Genomic DNA, 15983 nt, shown 5'->3' on the forward strand with positions numbered 1-15983 from the left:
TCGACCATCGCCGCGGACAGCGCGCGCTCGCTGGCGGTCGCCCCCGCGTGCGGCGCGTCCGAGGCGGCGGAGCGGAACAGGTACGGCAGTTCCCCGGCGGGGTGACGGCGACGGCCGTGCCGGTCGTGGCGACCACCGGCGGCGAGGTCCGCGGGGTGGCCGAGGGGCCGGTGCTCTCCTTCTACGGGCTTCCTTACGCGGCACCGCCGGTCGGTGCGCTGCGCTGGAGGGCGCCCGCCCCGGCGGCCCCGTGGAGCGGCGTGCGGGACGGCTCGGCGCGCGGCCATCCATGCCCGCAGGAGGGGCCACTGGCAGCCGGCGCCAGCGAGGACTGCCTGTTCGTGAACGTCACCATGCCGGCGGACGCGCCTCGGGCCACCGGGACGCCGCCGGCCGCGGGCGGCGGCGGTACTGGCGGTAGCGGTGCGGGGCTGCCGGTGCTGGTGTGGATCCACGGCGGCGGCTTTGTCACCGGATCGGCCAACGATGTGGACATGTCCGCGTTCGCGGCCGGCGGGCCCGCCGTGCTCGTGGGCGTCAACTACCGGCTTGGCGCGCTCGGCCAGCTCGCGCTGCCGGCACTGAACACCGAGTCGGGCGGCGACGCGGGCTCGTACTCCCTGGCGGACATCATCGCTGCGCTGCGCTGGGTGCGGGCGAACGCCGCCGCCTTCGGCGGGGACCAGGGGAACGTGGCGATCTTCGGAGAGTCCGCCGGTTCGGTGAACGTCTGCGGGCTGCTGGCAGCGCCGTCCGCGCGCGGGCTGTTCCAGCGGGCGGTCATGCAGAGCGGGCCGTGCCAGTGGTCGCTGCCGACCATGGCCACGGCCGAGGGCACGGGCCAGCAGTTCGCCGCCCGAATGGGCTGTACGGACCCCGCCGGGGTGCTCGACTGCCTGCGGGCGCGGCCGGTGGAGCAGATCGTCGCCGGCTCCGGGCAGGCGGACATCCTGACCGCTCCGACCTGGGCGCCGGTGGTCGGCAGCCGGACGCTGCCCCGCTTCCCGGTGGATGCCGTCGCCGCCGGCTCGGCGGCGGGGGTACCGGTCCTCCTCGGGACGGTGCGCGACGAGGGGCGGGCCTTCACCTCCAGCTACGACTCCGGTGGGGAGCTCACCGCCGAACGGTTCGCGCAGATCGTCCGGGCGGAGATCCCCGACCGGGCGGACGCTGTCCTCGCGGCCTACCCGCCGGGGGCCGTCCCCGCCCGCGAGCGGCTCGCGCAGGTGATCACCGACCGGGTCTTCGCCTGCCCGACCGCGCACTCCGCTGACCTGTTCAGCCAGCCCCGCGGCCAGCCCGGGTCGGGGGCTGTCGTGCCCGGGCGGGCGTTCATGTACGAGTTCGACGTCCCGGGTCTCGGCCCGGTGACCGACAGCGTGGCCACGGGAGCCACCCACGCCGGGGAACTGCCGTACCTGTTCCGCTCCGCCGCCTCGGACGCGCCGCACGCGGGGGCGACCGCCAGCGAGCGCGCGCTGTCCGCGGCGATGGTCGACTACTGGACACGGTTCGCCGCCACCGGTGATCCGAACACGCCTCCCGCCGAAGCCGTCGGTGTGGGATCCGGGGAGCGGGTGCTGCCGGGCTGGCCGCCCTGGCCGGGGGAACGGAACTCGACCGTTCCGGACCGGCTGGCCCTCGAGCCAGGCGTGCTGCTTGCACGGTCCGGCTACGCCGTGGCACACCACTGCGACCTCTGGGGCTGACCCGCGCCCCGGTGATTGTTGCCGTCTGGGCGATTCACGGGTTTGCGTGCGATCGCCCCGTAGCTGCTGACCTCGGCATCCGTGAGCTCCGCCGACCCGTCCTCCGGCTGCCAGCGATGGGCCGGGACCAACCCGGGCGCCACCAGCTCGAGGTCGCCGAGCAACGCGGTGATCTCGGCGCGGGACCGGGGCTGGAAGAGGATCCCACGGTCCTGGTAGATCGTGGTGCCGAGCTCGGCGACCTCCGGGGCCACGAAATCCCCGGTCGCGTGGGTGATCGCCAGGTAGCTACCCGGAGCGAGAGCCCCGAGCAGCTCCTGGACGATGCCCGCCGGGTCCCGGTCGTCCGGCACGAAGTGCAGGATCGAGAACAGGGACAACGCGACGGGCTGGTCGAGGTCGAAGATGTCGCGCAGCTCGGCGGAACGGATGATCCTGCTGGGATCGAGCAGGTCCGCGTCCAGGTAGGCCGTCCGGCCCCGCGGGGTGCTCGTCAGCAGGGCGCGAGCGTGCGACAGCACGATCGGGTCGTTGTCCACGTACAGGACCCGAGCCGCGGGGGCGGCCGCCTGCGCCGTCTCGTGCAGGTTGGGGCTGGTCGGGATGCCCGTCCCGATGTCGAGGAACTGGCGTATCCCGGCGTCGCGGGCCAGGTGGCGGATCGCCCTCGTCATGAACGACCGGCCCTGTAACGCCGCCGTCCTGGTGGCCGGGTAGACGGCCATCAGGTCTTCGGCCGCTTCGCGGTCGGCGGGGAAGTTGTCCTTGCCGCCGAGGAAGTAGTCGTACATCCGGGCGGAATGTGGGACGTCGGTGCGCAGCTCGACCTGGGGCGCACTCCGGTGCGCCGGCCATTTCACCTCAGCGCGCGTGGCCTCGTCCATCCCCGCCTCCGGGCTGTCGCAGTCACCCCTGGCCGCCGTCGCCCAGGCGGGTGCTCTCCGCGGACCGCCCGCGACCAGCCGCTTCAGGACCGGTCGGCGGGGGGCGGGACGTCCGGAACCCGCTCGTCGATGAGCGCGCCGGTCGGGAGCCGTCCGGGCGAACACCACCAGAGCCGGTACCGGAGACCGCGCACCGTGCTGGTGTTGGCACGATGTGTGGAGGGCACTTGCCGCGATTATGTCGAACTCGGACAGTTCTCGCGCCCAATGTTTCATCGAGGGAATCCATGGACCGATTGATCCCGATCCGTCGGGCCGGATCTCGCCATGATCATCTGGTCCGACGGGTCGGTCCGCCCGACGGACCGACCCGGACGGGTGGATCGATCCCAGGTCGGCGGAGTGTCCCGGGCCCGAGCGGCCTCCGTCAGGTCGGGCGGGGCGCGCCCCGGTAGGTCCCGAACGACCAGCTGTTTCCCTCGGGGTCACGGGCGGCGAAGTCCCGTGATCCGTAGTCGGTGTCGTGCAGTTCCACGGTGATCTCCGCTCCCGCGGCCCGGGCGCGGGCGCACAGGGCGTCCGGCTCGGCTGTCACCACGTAGGCGCCGAAGCCGCCCGGCTGGAAGGCCCACGGATCGTCGGGGTTGTCACGGGTCGAGCCGAGCATGACACCACCGCCCTCCGGCCACGCGAGCTCGGCGTGGTCCACCCGGTCACCGGCTTCGCCGTGGTCGGCGGGGCCGTACGAGACGACCTCCTCGAAGCCGAACGCCTCGGTGAGGAAGGCGATCAGCGCCCGCGCGTCGCGGGCTCGCAGCGTCGGCCAGACCTGGGGCGGCGGTGCCTTGTCATCGTTCATGACTGGTTCGCGTCCTCTCCACGGCAGACTCTCCGCGGCCGATGGTCAGCGGACCCGGGACGGGTCCGGCCCGTCCAACGATCCGCCGAACCCAAGGCCCCCGGCTTGGACGTTTCGGAACTCCCCGGTGAGCCACCTCCGAAGGGCAACCGGTGCTTGTGGTGCACTGGTCACGGTTCGCCCTGAAACGAGTTGTGCCAGGGGGGTACGGGCCGGACGGCAGGGAGTGACCTGACCCGCGCGGGACCGTGGAGGAGACTGTGCCTTTCACGTTGAGTCATCCCGTCGCGGTGCTGCCGCTGCGGCGGCTCGGGCTGCCGATGAGTGCGATGGTGGCCGGGTCGATGGTTCCTGATGTGCCCGTGTTCCTCGGGTGGTCGGCGATGTACCACCTCAGCCACAGTCTGCTCGGTGTTGTGACCTTCGTTCCGCTGCTGTCGCTGGTCGCGTTGGGCGTCTGGTTCTGCCTGGCTCGCGATGCCCTGCTCGATCTGGCTCCGGATCCGGTCAGGCGGCGGCTGCCTCCCCGGGCACGGCCCACGGGACGTCAGTGGCTGCTGGCCCCGGTGGCCGCGGTCGTCGGAGGCCTGACGCACACCGGGTGGGACGCCTTCACGCACGAAGACCGGTGGGGTGTCCGTCATGTGGCCTGGCTGAGCGCCGACCACGGAGCCCTGCCCGGCTACAAGTGGCTTCAGTACGGCATGGGCGCGGCCGGGCTGGTCGTTGTCGCGGCGGCTGTCGTCGTCCACCTGCGGGCGCTGCCACGGGGACCGCGGCGGCCACGGCGGTACTCGGCGGAGGCGGCGGTTCTTCCGGCGGTGGTGGCCCTGGCAGCGGGGGTCGGCGCTGTCGTCGGCCTGGCGCAGGCGTCGAACGGGCTGCATGCCGTCGCCTTCCGCGGCGTCGTCACCGGTGTGATCGCGCTGGTGGCGGGCCTGTTCCTGGTCGCCGCCGGATGGCGGGCATCGGGCCGCACACTGGAGCAATGGCCATGCCAGCCGACACGTTCGCCGTGGTGGACGAGTACGTCCGCGCGGCGCCGGTGCCCGCGTTACGCCCGTACATCGCCTGGTACAGCGGCTACCGCCAGCGTGGGGTCGCACCTGCCCTGCACCGCGGCCTGCCCTCGCCGTACCTCACTCTGATCTTCACCCTGGACGAGCCGCTGATCGTTGTCGGCCACCCTGATCCGCATCAGGCGCCGGGCGGCTACGACACGCTGCTCGGCGGCCTGCACACCTCGCCGGCGTTGATCTCACACGACGGCGCCCAGTCGGGAGTGCAGGTCGCGCTGCGGCCGCTCGGGGCGAGGGCGCTCCTCGGCCTGCCCGCGGGTGAACTTGCCGACCAGGACCTTCCGGCGGATGCGGTCCTCGGCGACGTGTGTGCGGAGACGCGGGAGCGGATGCGGGCCGCCTCCGGCTGGGCGGAACTGTTCGCGGTGCTGGACGACATCCTGTGTCGGCGGGCCGCGTGCCGGACGTCGGCGGTCGCGCCGGAGATCGCCGAGGCATGGGCGATGTTGGAGCGTGCCCGGGGCTCCGTCTCGGTGGTGGACCTGGCGGCCGAGGTCGGATGGAGCGCACGTCACCTGCGGAGCCGGTTCAGGACCGAGATCGGCCTGACACCGAAGGCGGCGTCCCGGGTCATCCGGTTCGACCACGCCCGCCGTCTGCTCGCCCGGCGTGCCGTGGCCGGGGACACGGGGGAGCTCACCCTGGCGGACCTGGCGGCCGGTTGCGGATTCTTCGATCAGGCGCACCTGGCACGCGAGTTCCGCGCGCTGGCCGGGGTGCCGCCGAGCCGCTGGCTCGCGGAGGAGGCGGGCTACCCGCCGACCGGTCGGCGGGCGCGGGCCGAGAACACCGGGACGAAATAGGTCGGGCGGTCGGTGGCGGCGTCCACTTCGGCGAACGCCTTCTCCCAGCGTCCGACATCGTCGCTGTGGGCGTGCCCGGCGGCCGTCATCGCCGGTACGGCGGCCCAGGACGGTGGCCGCAGCCCCGGCGGCGGCTCGTTGACGTTGTACCAGCCCCGGTGGTGGACGTCGACGAGCCCGGCCGTGCGCAGTAGGGAGCCGAGCCGCAGCCCGACGGACAGGTCATTGCCGAGGGCCGTGTGGAAACGGTGGTACCGCTCATTGAGCTCGAGGACGTCGGTGACTGCCGGCGGGCCGCCGACGATCCGGAGCGCCGACGCGTCGATGTCGAGGAGGTACACCCAGCCGCCGGGCTTCACCAGCGTCGCGAGGTGGTCGACGATCGTCTGCTCGCGACCGCCGTTGTGGGCGAGGACATGGCGCATCATCACCGTGTCGTAGCTGGCGGCCGGGAGTCCGCTGGCATCCGCGGAGCCCTCGGTGATCGAGATGTTGTCGGCCTTCCCGGCCGCGACGACCTGCCCGGCCAGCGCCCGCGCGTCGGGGTCCCGGTCCACGGCGTCGACCTTCCCGGTCGGTCCGACCACGGCGGCCAGGGCGAGGGCGAGCGCGGCCGGTCCGCAGCCGACGTCCGCGACCCGCGCGCCGGGGACGATCCCGGCCGCGGTCCATTCGACGGACTCGTCCTGTTGCGCCACCGCCGCCATGAACTGGTAGCGAGCCAGCTCACTCGAATCAAGGGTCAGCACATAGGCGTTCTGGCCGCCTTCACCGTGATCGGTCACGGTGCGAAGCTAGTACGCGGGTCGGGACTTCGGGCCGCACAGTCGCCTGGCCGTCACGGCGGCCGCCCGCACCGGACAGGACGCCGTCCTGTCTCGCCCGACGGGCGGCCGCGCCGGCAGGCGCGGGTCAGGTCTCGCCGCGGGCCAGCAACGGCAGGTCGTGGGCGTAGTCGGCGACCGAGGTGCCCGTCAGGTAGGCGACCCGGGCGGTGCCGTCCGGGCTGAACGCGGTCACCTGCGCGCTGTGCGTCACGTTCACGGTGCCGTCGGCCTCGCGCACCGCCGGCTCGATCGCGACGTCCAGTGCGTCGGCGAACTCCTTGATGTGCGGCCAGGTGCCGGTCAGGCCGATGAAGGACGCGTCGAACTGGTCCAGCCAGCGGCGGATGACCGGCCCGGTGTCACGGTCCGGGTCGGTCGAGACGAACACGACCCGGATCCGGTCGCGGTCGGCCGCGGGGAGGCTCTCCAGCGCCGCGTCGAGGTCGGCCATGGTGGTCGGGCAGATGTCGGGGCAGTTCGTGAACCCGAAGAACACCAGCGTGACCCGGCCGGCGGTCGCCTGGTCCGTCCGCAGGTCGAACGGCGCCCCGGCGGTGTCGACCAGCGTCGTGGCGGGCTTCGCGACGGGGGCACCGAGAGACACACCGCGCACCCCGGCCGCCCCGCTGGCCTCGCTGAGATCGACCACGGCCGGGCCGGACGAGCCGTCGCCCCCGGAGCCGCAGGCCGCCCCGGTGAACAGCAGCACGGCCGCCGTCGCGGCGCACGCCAGGCCGGTGGACGTCCGCCCGCGCCGCCCGCGCTGTCGGTCCTGCCAGTCCCGTCGGTTCCGTCGAGGCTCCGGCCGCGGCGGGCCTGGCGGTTCAGACCCCTCGGGCGGCGCAGACCGCTCAGGCCGCTCAGGCCGCTCAGGCCGCAAGGCGGACCAGCTCCTCCGCCTGCTGCTGCCACCAGGCGCCGGCCTCGGGGTCGCCACGTCCGCATTCGCCGTCGCTGGCACCCGGGGTCTTGATCCAGAGGAACGCGTCGGCATGCGGTGAGCCCGTCTCGGTCGTGGGGGCGATGCCCAGGCCGCGTCCCGGCGGGTTGCACCACGGGTCCTGGAAGCCGTCGGCGGGGCCCTGGCCGTTGCGGGAGGTGTCCACCACGAAGTGGGTGCCACCGGTCAGAGCCGAGACGACCTCGCCGCGGGCGACCTCGCCCTCGGTCCGGTAGTAGTTCGACACGTTGACCGCGAAGCCGCGAGCGTTCTTCACCCCGGCCCGCAGGAGCCGCTCGGCGATCACCGGGGCGGCTCCCGCGGGCATCCAGCCGCAGTTCGCGCCGTCCAGGTAGACGCTGGTGTTGGGCAGCGCGCCGTAGACGCCGACCGCGTCGTTGAGCAGCGCGTAGCGCTCGGCCTGCTGGTCGGCGGGCAGGCTCTCCATCTGGCCGAGCGAGTCCGGCTCGAGGACGATGACCGCGCGGGCGTCGCCGATCGCGCCGGCGACCTGGCGGGTGAACGTCCGGTAGGCGTCGGCGTTCGGCAGGCCGCCGGCGGAGTGGCCGGCCGCCGCGTCGCGGTGCGGAATCGCGTAGATCATGAATGTCGCGGTCGTGCCGGTGTCACGGCTGGCGGACGCGCGCTTGTGGACCTCGCCGGGCACGTCCCGCAGCCAGTCGCCGACCGGGTAGGCGGTGGGGGTGTTGACCAGCGGCGCGAGGATCTGGGCACGGGCCGGGTTGCGCTGCGCCTCCTCGGCCGCCTGGCTGCCGTGGTCGACGAGGAAGGGCGCCGCCGGAGCCGGATCGGCGGGGGCGACGGACTCGGCGGGCCGCTGGGCGCCGGCCGGGTCGCCTGCCGGGCAGTGTGGTCCGACCGCCGTCAGCGGACCGGCGGGAACGTTCGGCGCGCCCGCGGTCACGGTGGGTGCCGCGGGGCCGGGGTCCGACCCCCCGCTGCAGGCGGCGAGGGCGAGTACCGCGACCGCCGTCGCCCCCGCGGCACAGGCCCGGCGCCGGAGGCGGGTACGACCTGGCCGGTCCCGAAGCCCGCGCCACCGCGGCTTCGGCCCGTTGCCGTCTTCCGCCCGGAGGCTCACCCGGCATCCCCCCTGCTCCCGTGATCCAGCCGGCCGGGCCAGACGATTGTGTTGTGCCGATTCAACCCGTCCCAGGCTAGTACTGACCGTCCGGCCGGCCCGAATGGTGGGGGTGGCGGCTCACTGGACCTGCACCCAGGTGGCGACGGACGGAATGTTCTCGCCGTTGTCGACGAAGAGCATGTACCAGTCGGGCGGGAGCAGGTTGCCGTTCTCGGGGACACTCACCGTCACCTTGCCGTTCGCCTGGCTCACCAGGGGGAGGGCCACCGAGCGCTGCTCGGTGTCGGTCACGTGCGTGTAGGCGCCCGGGCGGATCAGACGGACCTTGGACACCTCCTGAGAGACGCCCAGGTCGATCGTGGTACCACGGGTCACCGAGGTCGGCGCGGTCTGGATGACCGGCCGCTCACCCTGATACATGTAGGGCGGACTGTAGATCTCGATCTGGGTCTCGAAGAAGTTTTCGTCGCTCAGTGGATTCGAACCGAAAACCGCCACCCGGCCGTCGGGCATCAGCAGATAGCTCGAGTGGTAGTCCCGGCCGACGAGCGGGTCGGCGGCCGGGGTGAAGGTGTTCGTGTCCGGGTGGTAGATCTCCGCCGTCTGGGTGTCCTTCTGGCGGTAGGCGGTGGAGCCGCCGGAGACGAGCACGGTGTCGTCCGGCAGGACGACGACGCCCGGATAGCGCTTCGCGACGGTGGTGTCCGGTCCCTGGACGTAATGGGGATTCGGCTCGTCCAGGTCGACGACGGCGGTGCGGGCGGTGGCCACCTGGGTGTCGCCGACGCCGCCGCCGGCGACGAACATCACCCGCTGTTCCTGGGCCGGCGGCAGCAGCACCGTTCCGGCGGTCTCGTTGATCTCCGGATCGGGCAGGCCAGGAATCTCCTGGAACGTACCGTCCGCGAGGCTCCAGAGACCGGGGTGGCGGGCTTCCAGCGAGGTCGGTCCGTAACCGGCGTTCGCTCCGGAGAAGAACAGCCGGCCGTCCCCGGCGAGCAGCAGCGACGGGTAGGTCGGGAACTCCTTGACCAGCCCCTCGTTGTGGTTCCACGTGCGGCTCGCCTGGTCGAACCACTCCGTGTTGCCCGGGTCGATGTCGCCCTTCTCGTTCAGGCCGGAGACCGCGACCACCTGGCCGCTGGCCAGCGTGACCAGCGTCGGGTACCACCTGGCGAATTGCAGGTCGCCCGTCTTCTCGTACCGCTCCGTCTGCGGATTGAACGTGTAGCTGTCCTTCAGCCCCTGGTACTCCTGCTTCTTGCCGTCCGGCGAGTCCTGGGCGAGGACCTCGTACTTCTTCGTGCCGCCGGCGATGAGCAGCTCACCGCTCGGGAGAAACGCCTGGCCGGCGCAGAAGACGTCCCACGGCGTGTACACCTGCTCGAAGGTGTTGGCGATCGGATCCCACAGCAGGGTCTCGAAGCGCTTCGCGTCGAAGCTGGCCTGGTCGTTTCCCGATCCGGCCAGCAGCAGAATCTTCCCGGTGCGCAGCAGTGCCGCGTGGATGGAGCGCGAGCCGGGGTCTGCGACGATGTCCCAACGGCCGTGCTGACGCATGTAGTCCGGCTGGTGCGAGCGCCAGGTGTCGTATTTGTCGGTCGCCCAGGCGCTGAGGAACGGGCCGTTCCCGGCCACGATGACAATGGCTAGGCAGCAGACCTGGACCACTCGCCACCGACGCGGCCCGCTGATTATTTTCATCGTCCCATCAGATTCTCGTCATGGCCATCAGCCGATCTCTTCCAACAGGCCGTCGAGTGACACCCGCCGGCGGCGGGGATGCAGGGTCATCGTGACGTCCTCGGTGTAGTGCGGAACGCCGGCGGGGGAGCGGCCCTCCCGGGCGAGCGCCGCCCGCCGGGCGGCGAGGACCTCCTCCGGCGACCCCTGCCGGGAACGGAGAGTCACGACGGTGTCCTGATCGACGTCGTCGGGGTCAGCCGAGTCACGGCGCAGCCCGGCGGCGGCCAGGACGGCGCCGACGACCGGCCGGGACGTCCGGACCGTGTCCTCAGGAGTGCCGGTGCCGGTGCCGGGGCTGTTGGCGTCGGCGGCGGCGACGATGGCCGCGATCCGCGGCTTCTCCGTGCGCACGGTGTCGTCGCTGAACCAGCCCGGGTCCCGCGGCCGCGACTGTTCGGCATCCCCGCCGCCCGCCGCGCCGCCGCGGGCGCCGACGGGCTCGAGGCCGGTCAGCGTCGGATCGTCGCGCTCCCCCCCGGCCCGCCCGGCGCCGGCGTGCTCCGGGGAGCCTGCCGGCCTGGCACGCCGCCGCCCGGGTGCGGCGGGACGTCCCGGCTGGGCCCGGCGTGGCTGGGCGGGCCGGGGCTGGTTCGGGCGCGCCGGCCGTACCGGGTGCGGCTGCGTGAGCGGCGGCGCCGGCGGGGGGACGGGCGGAACCGTCCGCTCGGTGCCGGGTGCCTCCGGGAGCGGCGTGCCGACGGTCGCCGGGTCGACGTCGGACGGCCTGGCACCGAATCCCTTCCCGCCGGGTCCCCTTCCGCCGGGCCCGTTCCCACTGGCGCTCCCTGCGCCGATCGCCCCCATGACGGTCGTGTCCGCGGCGCTCGGGTCGAGGGTGGACGTCTCGACCGTGGCCGGGTCGACGCCGCCGCGACCGGCGGGGGTGCGGTCGGCGCGGCGCTGGGCGCCGGGGCGCGCGTCGGCCGGTGCGCGGTCGCCGGTGCGCTGCGGCGGGATGTGGGCGGCCGGCAACGGGTTGGGAGCGACCGCCCGCCGCGGGGCCAGGATCGGCTCGATCAGCCACAGCCCGATGGGAATCAGGCAGGTGATGATCGACAGTGAGGCCCAGACCATGTTCGCCGGGTACAGGTGACCGAAGACCGCGGCTCCGGCCACGGATCCGCCCGAGACCGCCGCCCAGAACAGGTGCTTGCGGAAGGTCATCAGGCGGTCCGGGCTGGCCGCGTTCCCCTTGGGGGTGACCACGAAGCCGAGCTTGCGGCGGGTGAGCGCGCCGACGAAGGCCGTCGAGTAGAAGGGCGTGCACAGCACGGACACGAAGATCCCGCTCATGCCCGCGCTGCCCTTCTCCTCGTGCGGGCTGATGTTGAACCGCCGCAGCCAGAAGTAGAGCAGCATCCGCGCGACGAACACGTCGACGTAGAGCGCCAGCCAGAACGAGACGTTGACGAGGACGCCGGTCGAGCCGAGCGCCATGTAGAGCACGGTGAGCAGGTTGCCGACGATCCAGGTGATCGCGACGGTGGGGTAGTGCACCATCAGCGTCAGGTAGTGCAGGCGCGGTCCCCAGCTCAGCGCCTTCAGTCGCCGCGGGGCCTCGGTGACCATCACCTCGTTGGCGCCCCGCGCCCACCGCAGCTGCTGGCTGAAGAAGTCCGTCCAGTTCGCCGGGCCCTCGCCCACGGCGACCACGTCCGGGGTGTAGACCGACGTCCAGCGGTGCCCGGTGACCTCGTTGAACGAGCCGTGCACGGCGAAGGATGTCGCCAGGTCCTCGGTGATCGAGTCCTGGAACCCGCCGATCTGTTCCCAGGTGGACACCCGGTAGGCGTGGTTGGTACCCACGAACATGCCGGCCGCGAAGCGGTTCGCGGCCCGCTGGATCACCGAGTGGAACATGTAGTTCTGGGCCTCGGCGCCCCGGGTCAGGTAGTGCCGGAAGTTCCCGTAGACCTGCGGGCCGACCACGAAGGCCACATTCGGGTCGCGGAAGTACCCGAGCATCCGGTCGGCGAAGTTCGGCAGCGGGATGTGATCCGGGTCGACGGAGAGCACGACGTCGTACTTGTGGCCGTTCGCGTCAAGCCACGAGTTGTGGTTGCCGTGCTTGGTCTTGGCACGGAACCGTCCCTTCGGCGTGTTCCATTTCTCGACGCCCTTGCGGGAGAAGTGGTGGACGCCGGTCTCCCGGCACATCGCCTTCACGGCCGGGTCGTTGCCCTCGTCGAGCAGCCAGACGTCGATCTGCTCGCTGTACTGAATGTTGCGGGCGGCGATCAGGGTGTCGCGGACGATGTCGACGGGTTCCTTGGACGGCACGATCGTTGTGGTGAACGCCACTCGAAGCCCCGGGGGCGGCAGCACCGGCACCGGGTCACGCATGATCACTGATGACCAGCACAGGATGATGGAGCTGAGCAGGCGGATGCCCTCGGTCACCACGATCAGCCAGAACATGATGTGGTTACCGACGGCCACCGCCGTCGGTATGTATTTCGTGCTGGGATAGTGCTGGGGCTGGAGAAGCCAGACGAAGAACAACGACGACAGGCCCAGTGTCGCGATGAGTAGCGGCATGACCTGCCAGAGCACACGACCTGCCATGATGCGCCGGTACTCGACGTGGTGCACCGCACCTTCGGCCGGGCGCGTCAACGGCCCGGCGAGCGTCGAGAAGGTCGCGTAGTCGTATGCCACTGCTGTCCCAAACGGTCGTCGCGGAGATGGTGCCGAACGGATCCTGGGTAAACCTGTGGAATTCGGCGCGGGACTCCGCGGTCAGGTCAGGATGTGTCGCGGTCGGGACTGCGGTCGGGGTCGCCTTCACGCTCCGAGCTGAGCTCGTGGTCGGGTGCGCGGCCCGCCGGAGGGGAAGCGGCGTCTGTGGGCCGGGATACGTCGCCGCCGGGTCGTGCGCTTCGCTCTAACACCAGCCGGGCGCATCCCGCGACCAGGATGACGGCTCCGGCCGCCAGAATGACCCAGAGACCGAACGCGCTTCCGTGGGTCGCCGTCGGATTCTCGGTCTGGAAGGTTCCGATTCGGAGCCGTTCGAGCTTGCGGGCCACCGGTTCAGCGGTCTGCAGCGCGGTGAGCGGAATGATGACCATCACCAGGCCGGCGACCGGGATCAGTCGGCGCAGCCAGATGTTCTCCTCGGCCGGTGGGATCAGGACGAGCAGAGTAACGACCACCCCGACCGCGAAGACAAGCTGCCCCGCCGGCGCGAGCTCCCAACCCGTCTGGTTCACGACGAGGAGATCGGCGCCCCGGTCGGCGAGGGTCGCGTGGGTCCAGGGACGGAACGACGCGAGTGCGGCGATCACACCGGCGAGCGAGCACACCGGTCCAGTCGCGGTGACGAGCCGGAAGCGGAGAGTTCTCGTCTCTGCTCCGCTCGGCCGCGGCCTCGCTGGTGAATCCGCCCCCATTGATGTATCCCGCCCTCGAGGAACACGAAGTGCTTGCCGTCAATCGGCCGTCATCGTACATACCTCCGCTGTGGGCCCTGGCTCGTGGTGCTTTACGGGCCATGATTGCGTGCCTCTCACGTAACGGTTCACCGTGCTGTGAGCGCAACCACGTCATTACAGTGACGTGAGTGTCGGGCTCTCGGGTTTTCTCTGCCACGAAGGCTCGAAGGTGGCGGACGGTCGCCCATCGGCCACACTGCTCGCGCACGCCGGAGCGTCAATTATTCGGCCGGAGTTGTTCGCGTGCGTGCTACTTGGCCTGCCTGGAGCGCGACGACGTCTGTGCGTAGCCAGCCGCCGCGCCTTCGTGGCCGTCCCGAATCAACGTGCGGCACCCGGTGAATCTCGACACCAACGAGGGTGCCCAAACGGTGGTCGGGATCACCGAGCCCGATCGACGCGCGGGTCGGGACGAACAGGAGAACGGCCCGCGCGGTGTCGTAGACGTCTACGACGGTGCAGTCGACGTCTACGACGGTGCCGCCGACGCGCACGGCGCAGCCCCGGCGCGTGCTCGTGTGCCACTCGTCACGGTGGGCCCCGGAACGAGTCGGGCGGCAGGGACGTCAAGGCACGAACTGTGGCACGGTTGGGCGCAGGGACGAGAGAAGAGGGACTGCCGTGCGAGAAGCAGTGATCGTGGAGGCGGTGCGCACGCCGATCGGGAAGCGCAACGGCTCCCTGGCGGGCGTGCACCCGGTGGAGCTGGGCGCCCTGGTGCTCAACGAGCTCGTCAACCGGACCGGGATCGATCCCGCGCTCGTCGACGACGTCCAGTGGGGGTGCGTGACCCAGCTCGGTGACCAGTCGAGCAACGTCGGCCGGTACACCGTCCTCGCCGCCGGCTGGCCCGAGAGTGTCCCCGGGGTCACCGTGAACCGGGCGTGCGGATCGAGCCAGCAGGCGCTCGACCACGCCGCGTTCGCCGTCATGTCCGGCCAGCAGGACCTCGTCGTGGCCGGCGGTGTCGAGTCGATGAGCCGCATCCCGATGGGTGCCACCCGGCAGATGGGCGAGCCCTACGGGCCGAGCGCCAAGGCACGCTACGACGGCACCGACTTCAACCAGATCGTCGGCGCCGAGCGGATCGCGCGGCGGTGGGGCTTCTCCCGCCAGCAGTTGGACGAGTTCTCCTCGCTGAGCCACGAGCGCGCGGCGGCGGCGATCGACGCCGGCGCCTTCGAGCAGCAGATCGTCGCCGTCCCGACCGAGTCCGGCCCGTTCACCGTCGACGAGGGCCTGCGGCGCGGCACGACGCCGGAGAAGCTCGCCGGGCTCAAGCCCGTCACCGGCGAGGACGGCCTGCTGCACGCCGGAAGCTCCTCGCAGATCTCCGACGGCGCCGCCGCGCTGCTCGTGACCACGCCCGAGAAGGCGCGCGAGCTGGGCCTGCGACCGATCGTGCGCTACCACAGCGGCGCGGTCGTCGGCTCCGACCCGTTGCTCGTCCTGAGCGGGCCGATCCCGGCGACGGAGAAGGTGCTCGCCCGGGCCGGGCTCTCCATCGGTGACATCGGCGCGTTCGAGGTCAACGAGGCGTTCGCCTCCGTCCCGCTGGCCTGGCTGGCGGACACCGGCGCCGACCCGAAGGTCCTCAACCCGCTGGGCGGCGCCATCGCGGTCGGGCATCCCCTGGGTGCCTCGGGCGCGATCCTGATGACCCGCCTCGCCCACCACATGCGCGACAACGGCATCCGGTACGGGCTGCAGACCATGTGCGAAGGCGGCGGCACCGCCAACGCCGCGGTTGTGGAACTCGTCACTGACTGACCAGCCGCTCCCGGAGGATCCCCGACCCCGATCCGCCGGAGTGAATCCCGTCGCCGAGGCGCTTTACCGGACCATCCGGCAGCGTCGGGACGTCCGCGGGCAGTTCACCGGGGAGCCGCTCGGGCCCGGTGTGCTGCGCCGTGTGCTGGCCGCGGCGCACGCGGCGCCCAGCGTCGGCCTCAGTCAGCCGTGGGACTTCATCCTCGTGGCGAACGCCGCGACGAAGGCGGCGCTGCACGCCCACGTCCAGCACGAGCGGCAGGTGTTCGCCGCCACGCTCAGCGGCGAGCGGGCGGAGCGCTTCGCGGAGATCAAGATCGACGGCGTGCTGGAGTCGACGCTCTCGCTGGCCGTCACCTACGACGCGTCCCGCGGCGCCCCGGCCGTCCTCGGCCGGCACGCCATCGCCGACGCCGGCCTGTACTCGGTGTGCCTGGCGATCGAGAACCTCTGGTTGGCGGCCACGGCGGAAGGGCTCGGCGTCGGATGGGTGTCCTTCTACCAGGAGGCTTTCGTCCGCGAGCTGCTCGGCCTGCCGGCGGGCCTGCGTCCGGTGGCCTGGCTCTGCCTCGGACCGGTGACCCATCTGGAGTCCACCCCCGACCTTGAGCGCCACGGCTGGGCCCACCGCCGCCCGCTGGACGCCGTCGTCCACCACGAGCGCTGGACGCCCTCCCCCACCGAAGCCGAGGCAACGGTCGGGAACGGAACCGGCCCCCCGGACTGACCGGAGCGCACGCCGCGACCGGAGCCGCCCCCGGAGCCGCCACCCCGGGGGCGGGGCCTGGGAAGGAGCCACCGACCCGCCACGCAACTCCGGGTGAGGG

At 72.0% G+C, this 15983-nt stretch carries 13 protein-coding genes; 5 read left to right on the top strand and 8 right to left on the bottom strand.

Annotation, left to right across the window (positions count from 1 at the left end):
* The first annotated feature begins 116 nt into the window (after positions 1-116).
* Positions 117-1709 carry a carboxylesterase/lipase family protein gene (locus tag FMEAI12_RS30970; RefSeq protein ID WP_235014858.1) on the top strand — a complete coding sequence of 531 codons (1593 nt, stop codon included), beginning with the start codon at positions 117-119 and terminating at the stop codon, positions 1707-1709.
* Here the strand turns inward: FMEAI12_RS30970 and FMEAI12_RS30975 are convergent.
* Together FMEAI12_RS30975 and FMEAI12_RS30980 are read right to left on the bottom strand one after the other, a co-directional pair.
* Positions 1673-2593, bottom strand: a complete 921-nt coding sequence (locus FMEAI12_RS30975; RefSeq protein ID WP_112108810.1) for an SAM-dependent methyltransferase — start codon at positions 2591-2593, stop codon at positions 1673-1675. The genes FMEAI12_RS30970 and FMEAI12_RS30975 overlap by 37 nt on opposite strands.
* 427 nt (positions 2594-3020) lie before the next feature.
* The gene (locus tag FMEAI12_RS30980; protein WP_112108811.1) at positions 3021-3452 is read right to left on the bottom strand and encodes a VOC family protein; all 432 of its coding nucleotides are present in this window, start codon (positions 3450-3452) and stop codon (positions 3021-3023) included.
* A gap of 260 nt (positions 3453-3712) precedes the next feature.
* On the opposite strand from FMEAI12_RS30980, the gene FMEAI12_RS30985 reads away from it, so the two are divergent.
* Together FMEAI12_RS30985 and FMEAI12_RS30990 are read left to right on the top strand one after the other, a co-directional pair.
* A complete protein-coding gene (locus tag FMEAI12_RS30985; protein ID WP_235014860.1) occupies positions 3713-4600 on the top strand; it encodes a DUF4184 family protein in 888 nt (295 codons plus the stop codon).
* A complete protein-coding gene (locus FMEAI12_RS30990) occupies positions 4498-5334 on the top strand; it encodes a helix-turn-helix transcriptional regulator (RefSeq protein WP_235014868.1) in 837 nt (278 codons plus the stop codon). The genes FMEAI12_RS30985 and FMEAI12_RS30990 overlap by 103 nt, the downstream gene beginning before the upstream one ends.
* Here FMEAI12_RS30990 and FMEAI12_RS30995 read toward each other — a convergent pair.
* The 6 genes from FMEAI12_RS30995 to FMEAI12_RS31020 all read right to left on the bottom strand — a co-directional run bounded on the left by FMEAI12_RS30995 (position 5283) and on the right by FMEAI12_RS31020 (position 13257).
* Positions 5283-6119 (bottom strand): methyltransferase domain-containing protein, encoded by an 837-nt coding sequence (locus FMEAI12_RS30995; protein WP_112108813.1) that lies wholly within the window; start codon positions 6117-6119, stop codon positions 5283-5285. The two genes, FMEAI12_RS30990 and FMEAI12_RS30995, sit on opposite strands and share 52 nt — an antisense overlap.
* 127 nt (positions 6120-6246) lie before the next feature.
* Positions 6247-6870 carry an SCO family protein gene (locus FMEAI12_RS31000; protein WP_235014862.1) on the bottom strand — a complete coding sequence of 208 codons (624 nt, stop codon included), beginning with the start codon at positions 6868-6870 and terminating at the stop codon, positions 6247-6249.
* A 160-nt stretch (positions 6871-7030) separates the two neighbouring features.
* Positions 7031-8203 (bottom strand): glycoside hydrolase family 6 protein, encoded by a 1173-nt coding sequence (locus tag FMEAI12_RS31005; protein WP_112108814.1) that lies wholly within the window; start codon positions 8201-8203, stop codon positions 7031-7033.
* A 120-nt stretch (positions 8204-8323) separates the two neighbouring features.
* A complete protein-coding gene (locus tag FMEAI12_RS31010; RefSeq protein ID WP_243657659.1) occupies positions 8324-9910 on the bottom strand; it encodes a galactose oxidase-like domain-containing protein in 1587 nt (528 codons plus the stop codon).
* A 27-nt stretch (positions 9911-9937) separates the two neighbouring features.
* Positions 9938-12610, bottom strand: a complete 2673-nt coding sequence (locus FMEAI12_RS31015) for a glycosyltransferase family 2 protein (protein WP_112108816.1) — start codon at positions 12608-12610, stop codon at positions 9938-9940.
* An 86-nt stretch (positions 12611-12696) separates the two neighbouring features.
* A complete protein-coding gene (locus FMEAI12_RS31020; RefSeq protein ID WP_235014866.1) occupies positions 12697-13257 on the bottom strand; it encodes a Trp biosynthesis-associated membrane protein in 561 nt (186 codons plus the stop codon).
* A gap of 750 nt (positions 13258-14007) precedes the next feature.
* Between FMEAI12_RS31020 and FMEAI12_RS31025 the strand changes: the two genes are divergently transcribed.
* Positions 14008-15156, top strand: a complete 1149-nt coding sequence (locus FMEAI12_RS31025; protein ID WP_071064913.1) for an acetyl-CoA C-acyltransferase — start codon at positions 14008-14010, stop codon at positions 15154-15156.
* Positions 15157-15196: 40 nt separating this feature from the next.
* The gene (gene bluB, locus FMEAI12_RS31030; protein WP_071064912.1) at positions 15197-15883 is read left to right on the top strand and encodes a 5,6-dimethylbenzimidazole synthase; all 687 of its coding nucleotides are present in this window, start codon (positions 15197-15199) and stop codon (positions 15881-15883) included.
* Positions 15884-15983: the final 100 nt, after the last annotated feature.

Origin of the sequence: Parafrankia sp. Ea1.12 (assembly GCF_900465275.1) — a bacterium.
Lineage (GTDB): Bacteria > Actinomycetota > Actinomycetes > Frankiales > Frankiaceae > Parafrankia > Parafrankia soli.